Annotated in this window: 13 protein-coding genes; 7 read left to right on the top strand and 6 right to left on the bottom strand. The window is 46.8% G+C overall.

The features are described 5' to 3' along the window. Nucleotides 1-596: 596 nt before the first annotated feature. Entirely contained in the window at nt 597-2795 is a 2199-nt protein-coding gene (locus QUB51_RS19950; protein WP_333240728.1) for a protein phosphatase 2C domain-containing protein, read from the bottom strand. 334 nt (nt 2796-3129) lie between these two features. On the opposite strand from QUB51_RS19950, the gene QUB51_RS19945 reads away from it, so the two are divergent. Beyond that, the gene (locus QUB51_RS19945) at nt 3130-3561 is read left to right on the top strand and encodes an NfeD family protein (protein ID WP_333051437.1); all 432 of its coding nucleotides are present in this window, start codon (nt 3130-3132) and stop codon (nt 3559-3561) included. A gap of 74 nt (nt 3562-3635) precedes the next feature. Continuing rightward, on the top strand, nt 3636-4604 hold the full coding sequence (locus tag QUB51_RS19940) for an SPFH domain-containing protein (protein WP_333210967.1): 969 nt from the start codon (nt 3636-3638) through the stop codon (nt 4602-4604). A gap of 97 nt (nt 4605-4701) precedes the next feature. Here the strand turns inward: QUB51_RS19940 and QUB51_RS19935 are convergent, their stop codons facing one another. Both QUB51_RS19935 and cimA read right to left on the bottom strand, forming a co-directional pair. Then, nucleotides 4702-4860 carry a hypothetical protein gene (locus QUB51_RS19935; protein ID WP_333262438.1) on the bottom strand — a complete coding sequence of 53 codons (159 nt, stop codon included), beginning with the start codon at nt 4858-4860 and terminating at the stop codon, nt 4702-4704. 64 nt (nt 4861-4924) lie between these two features. Further along, a complete protein-coding gene (gene cimA, locus QUB51_RS19930; protein WP_445299454.1) occupies nt 4925-6709 on the bottom strand; it encodes a citramalate synthase in 1785 nt (594 codons plus the stop codon). A 75-nt stretch (nt 6710-6784) separates the two neighbouring features. On the opposite strand from cimA, the gene QUB51_RS19925 reads away from it, so the two are divergent. From QUB51_RS19925 to QUB51_RS19915, 3 genes are all read left to right on the top strand, one after another. Continuing rightward, the gene (locus QUB51_RS19925) at nt 6785-7123 is read left to right on the top strand and encodes a 2Fe-2S iron-sulfur cluster-binding protein (RefSeq protein ID WP_333051432.1); all 339 of its coding nucleotides are present in this window, start codon (nt 6785-6787) and stop codon (nt 7121-7123) included. A 300-nt stretch (nt 7124-7423) separates the two neighbouring features. Beyond that, nucleotides 7424-8521, top strand: a complete 1098-nt coding sequence (gene thiO, locus QUB51_RS19920; protein WP_333232783.1) for a glycine oxidase ThiO — start codon at nt 7424-7426, stop codon at nt 8519-8521. A 125-nt stretch (nt 8522-8646) separates the two neighbouring features. Beyond that, the gene (locus QUB51_RS19915) at nt 8647-8850 is read left to right on the top strand and encodes a hypothetical protein (RefSeq protein ID WP_333232785.1); all 204 of its coding nucleotides are present in this window, start codon (nt 8647-8649) and stop codon (nt 8848-8850) included. A 135-nt stretch (nt 8851-8985) separates the two neighbouring features. Here the strand turns inward: QUB51_RS19915 and QUB51_RS19910 are convergent, their stop codons facing one another. Then, nucleotides 8986-9453, bottom strand: coding sequence for a hypothetical protein (locus tag QUB51_RS19910; RefSeq protein WP_333051426.1), 468 nt, complete (start codon nt 9451-9453; stop codon nt 8986-8988). Nucleotides 9454-10004: 551 nt separating this feature from the next. Between QUB51_RS19910 and QUB51_RS19905 the strand changes: the two genes are divergently transcribed. Further along, the gene (locus QUB51_RS19905; RefSeq protein WP_333298326.1) at nt 10005-11120 is read left to right on the top strand and encodes a fatty acid desaturase; all 1116 of its coding nucleotides are present in this window, start codon (nt 10005-10007) and stop codon (nt 11118-11120) included. A gap of 367 nt (nt 11121-11487) precedes the next feature. Here the strand turns inward: QUB51_RS19905 and QUB51_RS19900 are convergent, their stop codons facing one another. Beyond that, nucleotides 11488-13236, bottom strand: coding sequence for an ABC transporter ATP-binding protein (locus QUB51_RS19900; protein WP_333232791.1), 1749 nt, complete (start codon nt 13234-13236; stop codon nt 11488-11490). A 614-nt stretch (nt 13237-13850) separates the two neighbouring features. On the opposite strand from QUB51_RS19900, the gene groL reads away from it, so the two are divergent. Beyond that, nucleotides 13851-15542 (top strand): chaperonin GroEL, encoded by a 1692-nt coding sequence (groL, locus tag QUB51_RS19895; protein WP_333262428.1) that lies wholly within the window; start codon nt 13851-13853, stop codon nt 15540-15542. A gap of 399 nt (nt 15543-15941) precedes the next feature. Here groL and QUB51_RS19890 read toward each other — a convergent pair whose 3' ends face one another. Further along, nucleotides 15942-16199, bottom strand: a complete 258-nt coding sequence (locus QUB51_RS19890; protein WP_050813024.1) for a DUF2811 domain-containing protein — start codon at nt 16197-16199, stop codon at nt 15942-15944. Between the last annotated feature and the right edge of the window lie 44 nt (nt 16200-16243).

Raw genomic sequence — 16243 nt, 5'->3', positions numbered from 1 at the left:
TAGATTTTAGATTTTAGATTTTAGAGGCGACCCCACGGATAAATGCGGGGGCAATAAGTGATTTTCGATTTTCGATTGATTCCATGGATAAATCACGTGGCGGGTACCACATGAAGAAATTCGTGGTCAATATAAAAAAGCTTATGTTGTTATACCATTTATCTAAAGATGTGCTATGGATGAAGTCTTAGCCCCCCCGCGGGAGGGGGGGTTGGGGGGGGTAATATCTAGCGCTACTTTATGAAATTGGTATTAGTTCCTAATCGCTAATTGTTAGCTGCATGGAGATTCTTAAGCATTTTTAACTACTTTTTGTAGTGATGGCTGACTTTTTAGCCATCTTGTTTCTGCAAGCGGAATATGATACAAAATCATTAACTGTGATGGAGCATCTCATATTTGTAAAAACACTTCTTCTGGCTCCTTCCTTCTGCCTATTTCCTTATGCCTCAAATTAATTCAATAGACCTCTTGCAAAAATAATTAGGACGGGTTTTGGGGCCCATCCCACAAGCAAAAATAACTCTTGTGGGATGGGCCCCAGAGCCAGTCCCATCAATTGAGGAAAAGGATTTTTGCCACAGGTGTAATCTCCCTTACTCCGCTGATGGCAAAGGAGTTTCCGCTTCTTCGGGGGGCGGAATTTCCGCAGGAGTCGATTCCGGCGACGGCGAGAGACTCTCGCTATCGGGGGGCGGAATTTCCGCAGGAGTCGATTCCGGCGACGGCGAGAGACTCTCGCTATCGGGGGGCGGAATTTCCGCAGGAGTCGATTCGGGCGACGGCGAGGGACTCTCGGCCCCTGGCGAGGGAGTCTCCGAAGGAATCGGGGCGGGAGTTTCCGGCGGTGGGGGAACTTGTGCGGGTTCTGGCTGGGGGCTTTGGCGGCTTTGCACCCACAAACCTAAACCGCCGCCGGCTAATATCAGCCCCAACACCGCCAGTAGGGGCAGTGGCAGCTTGGATCGCTGTTTTTGAACGGGTTCCGGGGCGGGGGAAGTTTCGGGGTACAACAACTGTTTGGACGATTCTGAAAGCTGAGATTCTGGAATCCTCCCGGACTTCTGGAGGGACGCAGCGACGAGGGAAGGCGGCAGCGACACCGAGGCTGACACTGGCGCTGACGCCGGCGCTGACGCCACCGCCGGATCAAACAGTACCAATCTCTCCGGCGACATCCGACAGTGAGTGGCCACCACGGAGGTGTTGTCATAACCGTTTTTCTCGTTGGCGAGACGAATCCAAGACTGAACCGCAGCTTCCAAAGACATTTTGCCCTCAAGCACCTCTGGGCCGTAATTCTCCCAAGATTTCTCTACCCAGTCGTTGTCGCTCAAACCGTCGGAACACAGCAGCAGTAAGCCTTCCTCTTCGACAATAAATCGCTGAATCGTCGGGCGCAGGAAATCGGCATCCCGCGTTCCCAAAGCTTGAGTCAGGGCTCCTGCATCGGATCGCAGTTGAGTCTCCCAGTACAAACAATGTCCTAGCTGGACTTCCCTTGAGGCTACGTCGTCGTCCACAGTCAGCCGGTGACAGTAATTTTTGCCAATCCAATAAGCGCGGCTGTCTCCAACATTGACTAAATAAAGTTCGTGGCTGTTATTCGAGGACAAATCCTCGGAATTTTTCACTTTTTGAGGCAACTGGAGGGCCATCACCAAAGTCGTCCCCATCCGCTGCCGCAACTCTTTTCCCTGCTCGTTATTTTGAGCAGAAATCACATTATTCACAACTCGGACTATTTCTTCGAGTTGCTTGATCACCATTGTTGGCGTCATCAACTCTTCTTGTTGAGCAATTTCTGCGAGCAAATTTTGGATTAAAGCTTTCAGGGACTGGACGGCTAATTGACTGGCAACTTCTCCTCCTTCGTGGCCTCCAACCCCGTCGCAAACCATTGTTAAGTAAGGAATTAATTTCTCGCCCCCTGAAGTTTTGCTAAATTGAAAATCAGCAGCAACCGGATAGCAACTGTCTTCATTTTGGGAGCGCTGTGGCCCGGTATCAGTCATGCCGACTACTTCTAAGTGTAGAGGCAATTGAGCGGCTTGTTCTAATAGTAAATCGTTTAGTTCCAGGGCGATCGCGTCGAAATTCATGCTGCTGCGGCGCATAAACTGACAAATCTCTCCGAGTTTCGACTGCACCTCGGGTTGCGCGGATTCCACCAAACCTGACCACACATCTCCCAAATCCCGCAGCGTCGGTACAAAATTGCCCCGGTGCAGTTCCAGCAGGCGTACCCGCCAACCTTCCACCCGCAAATTTTCCGGTACCAGCAAACTCGAAGCGACTCCCTGTTCCGATAGCGGCCCCCACAGTTGGAGCATTTGCCACAGCCAGTAAACTTGGCGCGCGCCGGTTGTCCCAGACCAAGCTTCTAAAATAGAAGGATACAGGCGACCGAAATTATTGATGGGCACATTTTCCAACAACAGCACCTCTGTCGCTTCGGGTGCTTCCCCCAGGGAACAATAACCGTATACTTCCGGCGTATGCAGCCGTTGGGGATACAAATGCAGGTAAGGCATAATCGTATCCGGCAGGTGTTCCGGGACGCTTGGAGGCAAAGCTGGGCGGCTGTCGAGCCAGATTTGCGGTGCAATGACAAAGTATCGATCGGCTATTACCTTACCCGCCGGCACTTCCTCGGCTGCTGGCCCCACCACCCACACATAGCGATAAATTAAATCCGTTTCGCACGCTGCACAGTGCTGGCGGCCAAAGGTATTGCGGGGATCTGGACAGCTAAGATTCGGGCAATAAATGGGTTCGGAGAAACTGCTGATCATATCGAAATAGTTTGTGTAAAAAGATTCTGAAGATATATGATTCGCCAGCCCAAATTCATGAGCTTGAGAATAAACTGATTTTAGGCCCTATCAATTTCTTAACTGCCTTTGGGCCCCTAGAAATTGTAGTTTCTGCCAGTCTGCACCGGCTAAAATTGTAATCTAAGTTACTAAACTCTGACTTGGAGTACGATGGAAGCCTCAACCTGGTACCGCTGCGCGAAAAATCGGTCTGAGGGCTTGCAAGTGGCAAACCCTTGCAGAGTCAGTTGTTTGCATTTCTTAAATCTTAAATTTCCAATCTAAGATCTAAATAGTATCACCTATTCTTTTTATGATCTTGACTCCGACGCTCCTTTGGCTGATAGCTGGGTCTTTGCTCTGTTTGGCAGAGCTATTTCTCCCGACTGCTTTTGTCGCTTTTATGATGGGACTGAGCGCCTTCGCCGTAGCTGGATGCTCTCTAGTTCTACCTTACGTTAATTTACAAATTTTCCTCTGGATGGTATTTTCGACCGTTTTTGTGCTGCTGTCTCGGCGGTTGATACCAAAAGGCACGGCAAGGGCGATCGCAGATTCTCAGGAAGCAAAAACTTTAACAGAAATTCCCCCCGGAGAAGCCGGCCGAGTCATTTATGAGGGGAATTCTTGGCAAGCTCGCTGCGAAGACACGAAGGCCACTATCCCCCCCAACCAAAACGTAATTGTCGTCGGACGGAAAGGCACTACTCTGATAGTTTTGCCAGAAAATTTATTGCATTCTTAAACAAAATGCGTAATTAATCACAGACAATTAGTAGTTAGTCATCAGTCTTTAGTCAAAATTTATAGGAGGCAACCGTGGAACAATTTTTTTTACTTGTATTTTTAGCACTTGGCGGCTCAGCCCTCGCAGGTTCCGTCAAGATTATCAATCAGGGAAATGAAGCGCTGGTGGAAACTTTAGGTAAATACAGTGGCAGGAGACTGGAACCCGGTTTGAATTTTGTCAAGCCGTTTCTCGATCGCGTCGTGTACGAGCAAACCATTCGGGAAAAAGTCTTAGATATTCCCCCGCAAGCTTGTATTACCCGCGATAACGTTTCCATCACCGTTGATGCTGTGGTTTACTGGCGCATTGTAGACTTGGAAAAAGCTTGTTACAAAGTAGAAAATCTCCAGTCAGCAATGGTAAATATGGTGCTGACTCAAATTCGCGCCGAAATGGGTCAACTGGATCTCGAACAAACCTTTACTGCTCGTTCTCAAATTAATGAAATATTGCTCAGAGATTTAGATCTTGTTACCGATCCTTGGGGAGTGAAAGTGACGCGGGTAGAATTGCGCGATATTGTCCCTTCTAAAACTGTACAGGAATCGATGGAATTGCAGATGGCAGCCGATCGACGGAAGCGGGCGGCAATTCTGACATCCGAGGGCGAACGCGAGTCAGCAGTTAACAGCGCCAAAGGTAAAGCTGAAGCGCAAGTTTTGGATGCAGAAGCGCGCCAAAAAGCGACTATTTTGGAAGCGGAAGCTCAACAAAAGGCGATCGTCCTGAAAGCTCAAGCAGAACGCCAAAGTCAGGTTTTGAAAGCTCAAGCTACTTCCGAGGCCTTGCAAATAATCGCCAAAACTCTGCAAAATGACCCCAATGCTCGCGAAGCTTTACAATTTTTGTTAGCTCAAAACTATCTGGATATGGGTCTAAAAATTGGCAGCAGTGGCAGCAGCAAGGTGATGTTTATGGATCCGCGCAGCATTCCCGCTACGCTCGAAGGAATGCGATCGATCGTTGGGGAAGGTAATAATAATGACGTGAACAAGTAGGGAGCATCTCATATTTGTAAAAACACTTTTTCTGGCCACTACGGTTCAGTTAAGCTCGATCCCCCCTAGCCCCCCTTAAAAAGGGGGGGACAAGAAATTACTCAAAGTCAACCCCTACTCCCCTTCTTAAGGGGGATTTAGGGGGATCTCGCCCGGAATAAATAGTTTTAACCCAAGCGTATTGTTCTTCTGGCTCCTTCCTTCTGACTCTTTCCTCCTGCCTCAAAACTCCAATTTCTAGCTTGGCTGCTTTCATTGAGAGGCTCCCCTTGGTATCTATTTAAACATCGATATTCAGGCAACTTCTCTTCGCCGTTAACCTAATAACTCGACACAGTTAAAACGATCGCCTCCCTATCTCCCAACACCAAACCATACTCCAAACCCTCAACAACCGCCTGATAAGAAGCATCCAAAATATTACCAGAAACCCCCACAGTCGTCCAGCGGTCTTGACCGTTGCTAAACTCAACCAACACGCGAGTTTTAGCAGAAGTTCCCGCACATCCGTCCAGAATTCGCACCTTATAATCGGTTAAGTTAAAATCAGTAATTGCCGGATAAAAATTCCGCAAAGCCTTCCGCAAAGCCGCATCAAGTGCCGAAACAGGCCCGTTTCCTTCCGCACATTCCAGAATATCTTGACCGTTAACAGTCACTTTCACGGTTGCTAAAGAATTAACTGTTTCCTCCCTACCTTTATCGCAGTGAACTTGAAAACCTTTGATTTCAAATAAACGCTTGCGCTTTCCCAATGCCTCCCGCATTAACAATTCAAAAGAAGCCTCAGCACCCTCAAATTGATATCCCTGGCTTTCCAAATCTTTCAATTTTTCCAAAATTTGGCGGCAAGCAGGATTTTTGCGATCGAGATCCATGCCAAAAGTGCGCGCCTTCGCCAAAACATTGCTCAAACCCGCTTGATCCGAAATCACAATTCGCCGCCTGTTGCCAATTTTTTCCGGTTCCAAATGTTCGTAAGTTAACGGATTTTTCTCAACAGCCGATACGTGAATTCCGCCTTTGTGAGCAAAAGCCGAAAGGCCTACAAAAGGAGCATGATCGTCGGGAGCAAGATTGACAATTTCACTAATCGATCGACTTACTTGAGTTAATCTAACTAATTGCTCGTCTTCAATGCAATTCTGACCCAACTTTAGTTGAAAATTAGGAATTAAGGAACATAAATCGGCATTGCCGCAGCGTTCGCCGTAACCGTTTATAGTTCCCTGTACCATCGTCACTCCTTCTTGCACAGCAGCCAAAGCATTAGCAACCGCAACTCCAGAGTCGTTATGAGTGTGAATTCCCAGTTGAACTTGAGACTTTCTCCCCCCCTTAATAAGGGGTTGAACTTGAGACTTTATCCCCCCCTTAATAAGGGGTTGAATTTGAGACTTTATCCCCCCCTTAATAAGGGGGGGTTGGGGGGGGTTAATTTCCGATTCAGAAATATCCCAACTTTCTATTATTTCTGCCACCTCGCGAACAACCTGACTGACTTCGTGAGGCAAAGTACCGCCGTTAGTATCGCAAAGCACCAGCCATTCTGCACCGGCAGCGGCGGCTACTTCTAAAGTTTTAATAGCATAATCTCGATTGTGTTTGTAGCCGTCAAACCAGTGTTCGGCATCGTAAATAACGCGCCTTCCCTGACTCCGCAAATATTCAATTGTATCTCGAATCATCGCCAGATTTTCTTCTAGCGTGGTCTTCAAACTTTCAATAACGTGCAAATCCCACGACTTGCCAAACAGCGTCACCCAGCGAGTACCGGCGGACAAAATAGCCTGCAACATTTCATCATTAGCTGCCGTAGTTCCCGGCCGCCTAGTCGAACAAAAAGCTACAACTTCTGCTTGAGTTAGGGGCTGTTCTTTGAGACGCCAAAAAAATTGTACGTCTTTAGGATTCGCCCCCGGCCAGCCGCCTTCAATAAAGGGAATTCCTAAACTGTCTAACTGTCGAGCAATTCGCAGTTTGTCTTCGAGAGATAAGGAGAGTCCCTCACACTGAGCACCGTCTCGCAGCGTGGTATCGTAGATCCAGAGCCGATTTGTCATGGGAAATTGCGATCGAGAAATTGGTAATATATCACTTACCATATTAGATGAATTTATTTGAATTTAATGCGATAATATATAGGAAAATTAACATAAATCTAACTGGGGTAAATTGCTGTGGTCAAGGTACAAGCGCAAGGAAAAACATTTGAGTGCGATCGCGGAGCCAATCTCCGTGAAGTTTTGCTCAAAAACGGCATCGATCTCTACAACGGCAATGCCAAAGTCATCAACTGCCACGGCCTCGGCACTTGCGGCACCTGCGCCGTCACCGTCGAGGGCGAAGTTTCCGAGCCCCAGTGGCGCGAAAAAGCCCGACTTTCGGTTCCTCCCCATTCTCCCGCCTCCAACCGCCGTTTGTCCTGCCAAACCAAGGTTTTAGGCGATATTAAGGTGACAAAATATGACGGTTTCTGGGGTCAGGGTTCTGAAACTGTCTGGAAACCCCAAGGATAGATTTTTTGTTAAGAAAGGCTGATAGGACGATCGCCTTGCCAGATAATCTGTAAGACTTGCATAATAATTCTAACTGTAAGGTGTGCTTAGCGCACCTTACCCTCCAGAAAGCCGAGAGGTCAATCGATTTTAGATTTTAGATTTTCGATTTTCGATTGAAGCATTGACTTGCGCGAGATAAATACGTTCGGCAAGTTTCTCGGATACACGTTTTTTTTTTATTTCTCCACGGATGAATCCGGGGGCTTGTATCCTAGATGCTTGATTGTCAAAAAGCTCAGACAGTCCATATAAAAGTTAATGAATTCATCTAAAGATATTCTGATTATTGGCGGCGGAATAATTGGCCTTTCGCTAGCAGTAGAACTGAAATTGCGAGGTGCATCTGTCGCGGTTCTCACCGCCGATTATAAACAACCGACTACCCGGGCTGCCGCTGGAATGCTTGCCCCGCAAGCCGAACGAATTCCCCCCAGTCCGATGCTAGATTTGTGCTTGCAAAGCCGCGCACTGTATCCCGCCTGGGTGGAACAGCTAGAAGACATTACCGGATTGAAAACGGGATATTGGCGATCGGGAATTCTCGCACCACTTTGTCAAAATGAGCCTCAAGAAAAGCCGCTTTTGGCCAACCTTAATTATCAATGGTTGGACAGAGATACTGTTCGCCAGCACCAGTTTGGATTAGGTCAAGAAGTAATTGGCGGTTGGTGGTATCCTGACGACGCTCAAGTAGACAACCGCGCTTTATTTCGGACGCTTCAGGCCGCAACTAAAGAATTGCAGATTGAGATTATTCAAGGCAGTGCAGAGGAAATCATTCGGCAGAAAAACCGAGTTTTTGGAGTGGAAACAACGGCAGGAAAATTACAAGCTGACCGTTATGTTTTGGCTGCGGGCCCTTGGTCTGAGAAATTATTGGATATTCCTGTTTTTCCAAGAAAGGGACAAATGCTGTCAGTATGTGTACCAGAAGATTGTGGAGTTATCCAGCCCCTGCAAACCGTTCTATTCGGGACGGGAATTTATATTGTGCCACGTCAAGATGGCAGAATTATTATTGGCGCAACTAGCGAAAATGTGGATTTCACGCCGGGAAATACGCCTGCGGGAATCCAAAGTTTGCTAGCAGGAGCGATTAAGTTATATCCCGAATTACAAAATTATCCGATTTTGGAGTTTTGGTGGGGATTTCGGCCGACTACGACCGATGAATTGCCGATTTTGGGTGCTAGTGCTTGGGAGAATTTGACATGGGCTACGGGGCATTACCGCAACGGCATTTTATTGGCTCCGGTGACGGCTAAATTGTTGGCTGATTTGATTGGGAATCAGAAATCAGATCCGTTATTGGCTGCTTTTCATTATTCGAGATTTCCTGAATCTTGGAAGGTTTAAAATGGTAAATAGTGAGATTTGTTGCTTTTTTTAAGACGAGGCAGAGCCGCATAACGAGAAACGAAAGTCAACCAAAAGGATATTTTTTGCTATAATCTAATCAGCACAATAGGGTTTTGTAAGTTATGACTTTCAGTGATGTGGTCGAGACGATCAAGAATCTTTCTACTGACGAAAAGCAAGAGCTTCAACTGTTGTTGAAGCAATATCTCCGGGAAGAACGTCGCGAAGAGATATATCAAAACTTTAAGTCAGGGCAGATTGAACAACAAAAAGGTGAACTGAAATTTTTCGCTAACATCAATGAACTCCGAGTGACGAAAGAGTAATTTTCTACTTTACAGAAGACGGAAAAGCCGTGTTTGTAGATTTGGGAAGTCATCATGAAGTATATTAATCGACACAACAGTGGCTAAAGTACCGCTGTAAGTAGCGCGCCTAACCATTTTTTTGTAAGTCCTCAATTAGTTTGCATCCTGTTTTTTGGGTTGGTTTAATTCCCTGCATTTAGCGGCAGCCAAATCGTAAGCATTTTGGTAATCGCTACCGCCTAACATCAAATCGCCGTAATATTCATAAGGTTGATTGCCATAAATCGGCAGCGGGTCGTCTTCAGGATAATCTTCTTTTGATTCTTCTAGGATTGCTTTGAGTTTCTTGACGCTGAAGCGCTGGACTGGGAAGTAATGAATGTCTTGAGCGATGAAACCGAGATGGGGAAATGTTGGGTCAACAATTCGCTCGTCGAGTTCAATCCAGCTATACTCGATGGGTTTATATGGCACTCCGGGCACAGCTAAAAAGCCTTGAACATAAATTGCGCCCTCGGTGGCTAACGCTGCTTTACAGGCGTTGTCAAAGCAGTTTTTACGGTTGCTTTTGATGCGAGTCGCCATTTCAATAGAAAGCGCCTCATCTAATAGTTCGGTCATAATCCCTTCTAATCGCGTGTGCGATTAGATTGTAGCAAATCCGAGCTATCTCCGAGCACAAAAAACGCAGCCAATTGCGATCGTCCTTCAAATTCTCGTCTCAAGGAGTTGATCCAAAATCCTCTGCGCTTCTGGATGTTGTGTCAGCTTTGGTTTCCGGGGCGGGCGGTTTGTCGATCGCCCCTATCGCCCGCCCATAAAAAGTTTTCGCCAGTAGCCCAACTTTTGAGCGTGCGATCGAGTTGGGCTACAACCCGGTACAATAAAGTGTGCCACAGACGATGCAAGCAAAAATAGTGGCATAAATTACTGAATAGCCTGCAACCAACCAATCATATTAATGCCTTCCGGTGCAGCGATTTGTTCGGCTGTTGACAGGCTTCACAGTTTTTTCTGTAAACAAAGCAGAGTTGTGATAACCTCATAAATGTGCAAAAATCGGTTCCAACAAAACTTTGGGAAGAAACGGGGAAAGTCCGGGGTAAATCCGCCGCTGTCCCGCAACTGTGATGCTAAGCGAAGCACTTATCCACACACCATAAACATACTGAATGAAAAGCGCGATCAAAAAGTCGGATTTTGTGCTAGCTCCTTATATGAAGAGCAACAACTTGAAAGCTAGTTGCCAAATACTCAATACAGTGGTTCCTTATATATGCTTATGGTTTTTAGCATTTAAAGCTGCTGCCATTTCTGTATTCCTTCTTCCGCCGATAATGGTGTTGATGACACTTTTTTCAGGACGTTGTTTCTCTTTGATGCACGATTGCGGACACTATTCTCTTTTTAGTTCCAAAAAAGTCAATCGCATTATGGGTTTCCTGCTAGGTATCATCAATGCGATTCCTCAGTACCCCTGGTCGAGGGGGCACGCTTATCACCACAAACATAATGGTAATTGGGATATGTACCGCGGCCCTTCGGCGTTGATATCCACCGAAAAATTTGCGGCGCTAAGTCCATTTAGTAAAAAGATGTATCAGTTACTCCGACACCCATTGATGCTGTTTCCCGGTGGTTTTTTCTATCTAATTATTAAACCAAGACTCGCACTGATATTGGGAACTACGGGTTTTATCCGACATATTTTTGCTTGTCTCAATCAAGATTTAGGCATGGGTTTATCTGCAATCATTGCTTCTTATAAATCCAAACATTGGTATACGACGGCTGAATTTTGGGATTTACTGTTCAACAATATTTGTGTTGTTGGTAGCTGGATTTATCTGAGCAACTTACTGGGGTTTGGCTTTTTCTGGAGTGTTTACTCAATTGTCATGACCTGTTCGGCGGCAATATTTATCTGTATTTTCTTTGTTCAGCATAATTTTGAGGGTTCCTACGCTCATAAAGCCGAAGGTTGGGACTATCTTCTGGGCGCAATTGAAGGCAGTAGTTACCTCAAATTACCGAGTATTCTCAATTGGTTTTCTGCTGATATTGCTTACCACAATATTCATCATCTCTCTGAGCGAATACCTAACTATAATCTTCGGGCTTGTCACAATGCTAATATTCACCTGCTTGCTAATTCAAAATCACTGACAATCCGCGATATTCCTGACTGCTTCCAATTCATTCTTTGGGATGCTGCTTCAGATAGTCTGCAATCGATTAAATTATTTCAGCAACAAGAAGAAATTCCCTTCAGTAATGTAGCTAATTAAAATCGGGGGGCAATAAATTTGGTGGATTCTTGCTCCCCAAAATCCTATGATTAGGGATGCAGCGAGTGGGAGAAATTTTAACAGTAACTTTCCTATAGCCATCCTCGCAGGAGTCGTAAATTTTTGACCCCACCCCCACCCTCCCCTTACTAAGGGGAGGGAGTAAGAAATTCACAAATGATTTAGGATTGCTATAGTTAAGTAGGTGGTTACAAATAAACATTAGATGGGTCTGGCGGGTTTAGCCGGGAGCTATGCTAGCAGCCAGTTTATTCTGACAAAACCCGCCCTCCTCGTGACCAGTTTATTTGCACCTGCCTATTTATCTAGGGTCTAACTCTAGATCACTCAAAGTATCTGTCACTTGTCAATGCAGCAATTCCTCTAATTTTTGCTGGTTCCACAAATACTGATAAAGCCCTGTTTGCCCTACCAATTCAAGGTGAGTGCCACTCTGAACTATTTCTCCTTGCTCCATCACAAAAATGCGATCGGCACTAGCCGCCGCCGACATTTGATGCGAGATAAAAATTACTGTTTTGCGATCGGTTCCCGTTGCCAAGTTTCGCAAAATGTCGGTAGCAGTTTGATTGTCAACACTGGAAAGAGCGTCATCCAAAATTAACACCGGGGCGTCAACTAACAAAGCGCGAGCAAGTGCTGTCCGCTGCCGCTGTCCACCGGATAAAGTAATGCCGCGCTCGCCGACAACTGTTTTGTACTGCTGCGGAAAGTTGAGGATTTCGGCGTGAATTTGTGCTTGTTTGGCCGCCGCTTCAATCTCCGGCTGTTCCGCTAAAGGGTTTCCGTAGCGGATGTTATTCTTGATGGTAGTGCCGAACAGAAAGCTTTCTTGCGGAACGTAGGCGATCGCCCCGCGCAATTCGGTCAATTTTACCTTGGTAATATCCTGTCCGTCTACAAATAACTCGCCCGGATCGATATCTAGCAAGCGTGGCAGCGCATTAGCTAAAGTTGATTTTCCTGAGCCGATCGCCCCAACAATTGCGACAGTTTCTCCCGGTTTTATGGTAAAATCAACATCTTTAAGCGCGGGTGTCTTAGCGCCCGGATAAGTATAATTTAGATGGCGAGCCGCAATTTCGCCTTTGACTGGAGTTGCAAGTTCAACTGCATCGAGAGCATCCTTAATTTGCGGTTCCACCGTCAGAATTGATTCGATGCGATCGACACTCACTTCTCCCCGCTGGTAAGCAGTAATTGTGAAACCCAACAGCGCCGTCGGAAACACCAAACGCTCCACATAAATCAGCAACGCTACAAAATCGCCAATGCTAATTTGACCATTAGCAATTGCCCCGCCACCAGCAGAAAGCAGCACCAACAAACTAATGCTTGCCAAACCGCCCAGCAGCGGAAAAATAAAGTTTCTAGTTTTTGCTAATTCCAAATTTGCTGATAGCAACTTCGCATTGGAATTGCGAAAAGCTCGGCGTTCGTTTTCTTCTTGAGCGTAGATTTTAATTACGGACATCCCGCTCATATCTTCTTGAATTAAATCGCTCATCGCCGACAATTCCTCTTGCACGGCTAACTGTTGGATGCGAAGTTTGTCGCTAAATAACTGTACCAAAACCAGCATTAAAGGATAAACTGCGATCGCAAACAGTGTCAGCCTTACATTAATCCCCAGCATCACCGGCAAAGTCAAAGCATAGGCAAATGCCGTATTCGCCAAACTCAGCACCGCAAACCCCACCAAGCGCCGAATATTGTCCAAATCGGAAGTAGCGCGGTTAATTAAATCTCCTACCGTATTGGCTGCAAAATAAGACGGTTCTAATGTTAATAAATGATTAAATATTTGCTGTTTGAGGTCAAATTCGACTTGACGCCCGACGCCAAACAGCAAAATCCGCGACGCCATCCGAATCACCCACATGATTGAGGCGAGAATCAGAATTAGTGCCACGAAATTGAAAACTTCGTCAAATTTAGTCGCCACTTGCAGAGTGTCAACTGAATTCCGAATCAGCAGGGGGATGTAAACGCCCACAGCATTGACAACTAATAGTGAAAAAACGCCCCAGAAGGTTGGTTTCCAGTGCGGGCGCATATAAGAGCCGAGTTTTTGCAGTCGAGAATAACGAGCCATTTGTTAGTGCGTAATTTGAGATTGATTGAGGAAAGGAAGAAGGTTCGGCAACGAGCAATGTACGGGATGTAACGGATGGATGCTGAAGGAAGAAGGAGTCTTCCCCAAGGTTTTCAGCAATTAAGAACGTGCTAATAGTCTTGGCGGTTGCTATAGGGATGAGAATTAAATAAAATCCACTTTTCATGACTGTTGTGGGACGCCCATCCCACAAGAAAAAAGGGAAATTATTTAATTGACGATCCATAGAAGGTAGAAATCTGAAAAAATAATAGAAGCTCTATCGAAAGGTAGATGACCGAAAACACAAGTTAAGAAATTTTTAATAAAAAATCTGCTTTGGGATAACGCGCCATCAAAATTGGGTTTAGGCCTGAACCAAAACCTGATTATATCGATATGTAACAAACCACATTATTATATCTGTGGCGACACGAGATATGTGGGGACACGGCATTGCCTTGTCCTTAGCCACCCGGAACGATCGCCCAAATCTCCCATCCGCCCCCCCAATCCCCCACACGGTTGAGGCGCGCTACAATCAAAAATCGATCGACTTAGCACTCAGACTCAGAGAGTGCTAAATTTGCTAATGTAAGCGATTGGAGACAAACATGACAAAAATAGTTGCATTTAGCGACAAATCTCGCCGGGCACTAGAACGCGGCGTCAATCAACTCGCCGATGCTGTCCGCATCACCTTGGGCCCGAAAGGCCGGAATGTCCTATTGGAAAAGAAATACGGCAGTCCCCAAATCGTTAACGACGGTATCACCGTTGCTAGGGATATCGAGCTCGAAGACCCCCTGGAAAATGCTGGCGCTCGCTTAATTCAAGAAGTCGCCTCCAAAACTAAAGATATCGCAGGCGACGGCACAACAACCGCAACGGTTATCGCTCAATCCCTCATTCGCGAAGGTTTGAAGAATGTCGCAGCAGGCGCAAACCCAGTCGCGCTGCGCCGGGGTATTGAAAAAACGATCGCCCACTTGGTGCTGGAAATCGAGAAATTGGCCAAACCCGTCGAAGGAAGCGCCATTGCTCAGGTCGCCACTGTCTCCGCCGGTAACGACGAAGAAGTCGGCGCCATGATTGCCCAAGCAATGGAAAAAGTCACGAAAGACGGCGTAATTACTGTTGAAGAGTCGAAATCTCTGACAACGGAATTGGAAGTGGTCGAAGGGATGCAGTACGATCGCGGATATCTTTCTCCGTATTTCGTCACTAACACCGATCGCATGGAAGTTGAGTACGAAAACGCTCGCATCCTGATTACCGACAAAAAAATTAGCTCAATTCAAGAACTAATTCCAGTTCTCGAAAAAATCGCCCGCACAGGTCAACCGCTGCTAATTATCGCCGAAGATATTGAAGGCGAAGCTTTGGCAACTCTGGTAGTCAACAAAGCCCGCGGCGTATTGAACATCGCAGCAACCAAATCTCCTGGTTTTGGCGATCGACGCAAAGCTATGCTTCAAGATATCGCCGTACTCACCGGCGGTCAACTGATTTCTGAAGAAGTCGGACTCAGCATCGATACCGCAACCCTAGAAATGCTCGGTACCGCCCGCAAAATTACGATCGACAAAGAAAACACCATCATTGTTGCTGGCGACGAACACAAAGCTGACGTGCTAAAACGGATCGAGCAAATCCGCAAACAGCTAGAAGCGACGGATTCCGACTACGACAAGGAAAAGCTAACCGAACGCATCGCCAAACTCGCCGGCGGCATCGCTGTAATTAAAGTCGGCGCAGCTACCGAAACCGAGCTCAAAGACCGTAAACTGCGTATTGAAGACGCTCTGAACGCTACTAAAGCTGCTGTGGAAGAAGGTATCGTTGCCGGAGGTGGCACGACCCTAATTCACCTGATTACAAAAATAGATGCGATCAGAAATACTTTAGACACCGAAGAACAAGTAGGCGCTGACTTGGTGAAGAAAGCTTTGGAAGCACCTTTGCGTCAAATCGCTGATAATGCCGGCGTTGAAGGTTCCATCGTCATCGAACGAGTGCGGGCGAGCGAGTTCAACGTTGGCTACAACGCTCTTACCGACGTGTACGAAGATATGATTGCCGCCGGGATTATTGACCCGGCTAAGGTAGTGCGATCGGCTTTGCAAAATGCCGGTTCCATTGCTGGCATGGTGTTGACCACTGAAGCTGTGATTGTCGAAAAACCCGAGAAGAAAAAAGCCGGTGGCGACATGGGCGACATGGGCGGCATGGGCGGCATGGGCGGCATGGGCGGCATGGGCGGCATGGGCGGCATGGGCGGCATGGGCGGCATGGGCATGATGTAGTCTTCAGCCATAAGCACCATGCGTGTAAACAAGCGCGTCTTATGTACTACCCGTCTACTGTTTGACGATTAAGGCAGCTTATCCCCCCGGCATCCTGATAGTCCGGGGGGATTTTTCATTCTCTTGTAGGGGCAATCCCCCGTGGTTGCCCCAATATTTGAAACACCGATTCCCTCGTCCGTGGAGGGGGTCGGCACGGGCACTACCCCTACAAAAGCCTGATTTTCATGAGAATGAAACAGCCCTGCTTCTTAAGGGAGATGCAATGGGGCTCGGCATTAAGCTATAAGCGATAGTTCTCAGGGATTTTAAGCTGAAGTTGCCACCTATGCAGTGCGGGCCCTCTCGGTCAAGTTACATCCTTCCCAGAAACCGCGTCTCCCCCTCTCCCCTGATCCTTTAAGAGGACGGAGTTACATTGTTGCTGTGCAAGTCTTGAGGAGATTGAAACAGAGTTTCGAGATAAACTCTCGCAGCTTGGCGATAACTGCGCGAAGCTTCAGGCGTACCGCTATCGGCATTCTGCAACAAAAACAGCGACAGGGCGGCGCAAAATACTCGGTCTAGATCCCATTCAGGATGGGTTTCCAGGTAAGTTTTGAGAGAATCGTGCAGCGTTTCGGGAATTTCAGCAAAAATACTGACTGTTGGGTTGATCATTTTGTTTAGTCTCGCTAATAAATTGAAAACAGAACCCCCCT

The organism is Microcoleus sp. AT8-A3, assembly GCF_036705675.1.
Taxonomy (GTDB): domain Bacteria; phylum Cyanobacteriota; class Cyanobacteriia; order Cyanobacteriales; family Microcoleaceae; genus Microcoleus.
The sequence above is the reverse complement of the archived record's forward strand: the minus strand, read 5'-3'. Positions and strand labels throughout refer to the sequence as shown.

What these genes read in the sequence shown, in the direction of transcription:
- QUB51_RS19910 (WP_333051426.1), bottom strand. Translation starts at nt 9,453, where the DNA reads ATGACCGAACTATTAGATGAGGCGCTTTCTATTGAAATGGCGACTCGC.
- cimA (WP_445299454.1), bottom strand. Translation starts at nt 6,709, where the DNA reads ATGGTAAGTGATATATTACCAATTTCTCGATCGCAATTTCCCATGACA.
- QUB51_RS19950 (WP_333240728.1), bottom strand. Translation starts at nt 2,795, where the DNA reads ATGATCAGCAGTTTCTCCGAACCCATTTATTGCCCGAATCTTAGCTGT.
- QUB51_RS19935 (WP_333262438.1), bottom strand. Translation starts at nt 4,860, where the DNA reads ATGAAAGCAGCCAAGCTAGAAATTGGAGTTTTGAGGCAGGAGGAAAGA.
- thiO (WP_333232783.1), top strand. Translation starts at nt 7,424, where the DNA reads ATGAATTCATCTAAAGATATTCTGATTATTGGCGGCGGAATAATTGGC.
- groL (WP_333262428.1), top strand. Translation starts at nt 13,851, where the DNA reads ATGACAAAAATAGTTGCATTTAGCGACAAATCTCGCCGGGCACTAGAA.
- QUB51_RS19905 (WP_333298326.1), top strand. Translation starts at nt 10,005, where the DNA reads ATGAAAAGCGCGATCAAAAAGTCGGATTTTGTGCTAGCTCCTTATATG.
- QUB51_RS19945 (WP_333051437.1), top strand. Translation starts at nt 3,130, where the DNA reads ATGATCTTGACTCCGACGCTCCTTTGGCTGATAGCTGGGTCTTTGCTC.
- QUB51_RS19915 (WP_333232785.1), top strand. Translation starts at nt 8,647, where the DNA reads ATGACTTTCAGTGATGTGGTCGAGACGATCAAGAATCTTTCTACTGAC.
- QUB51_RS19900 (WP_333232791.1), bottom strand. Translation starts at nt 13,236, where the DNA reads ATGGCTCGTTATTCTCGACTGCAAAAACTCGGCTCTTATATGCGCCCG.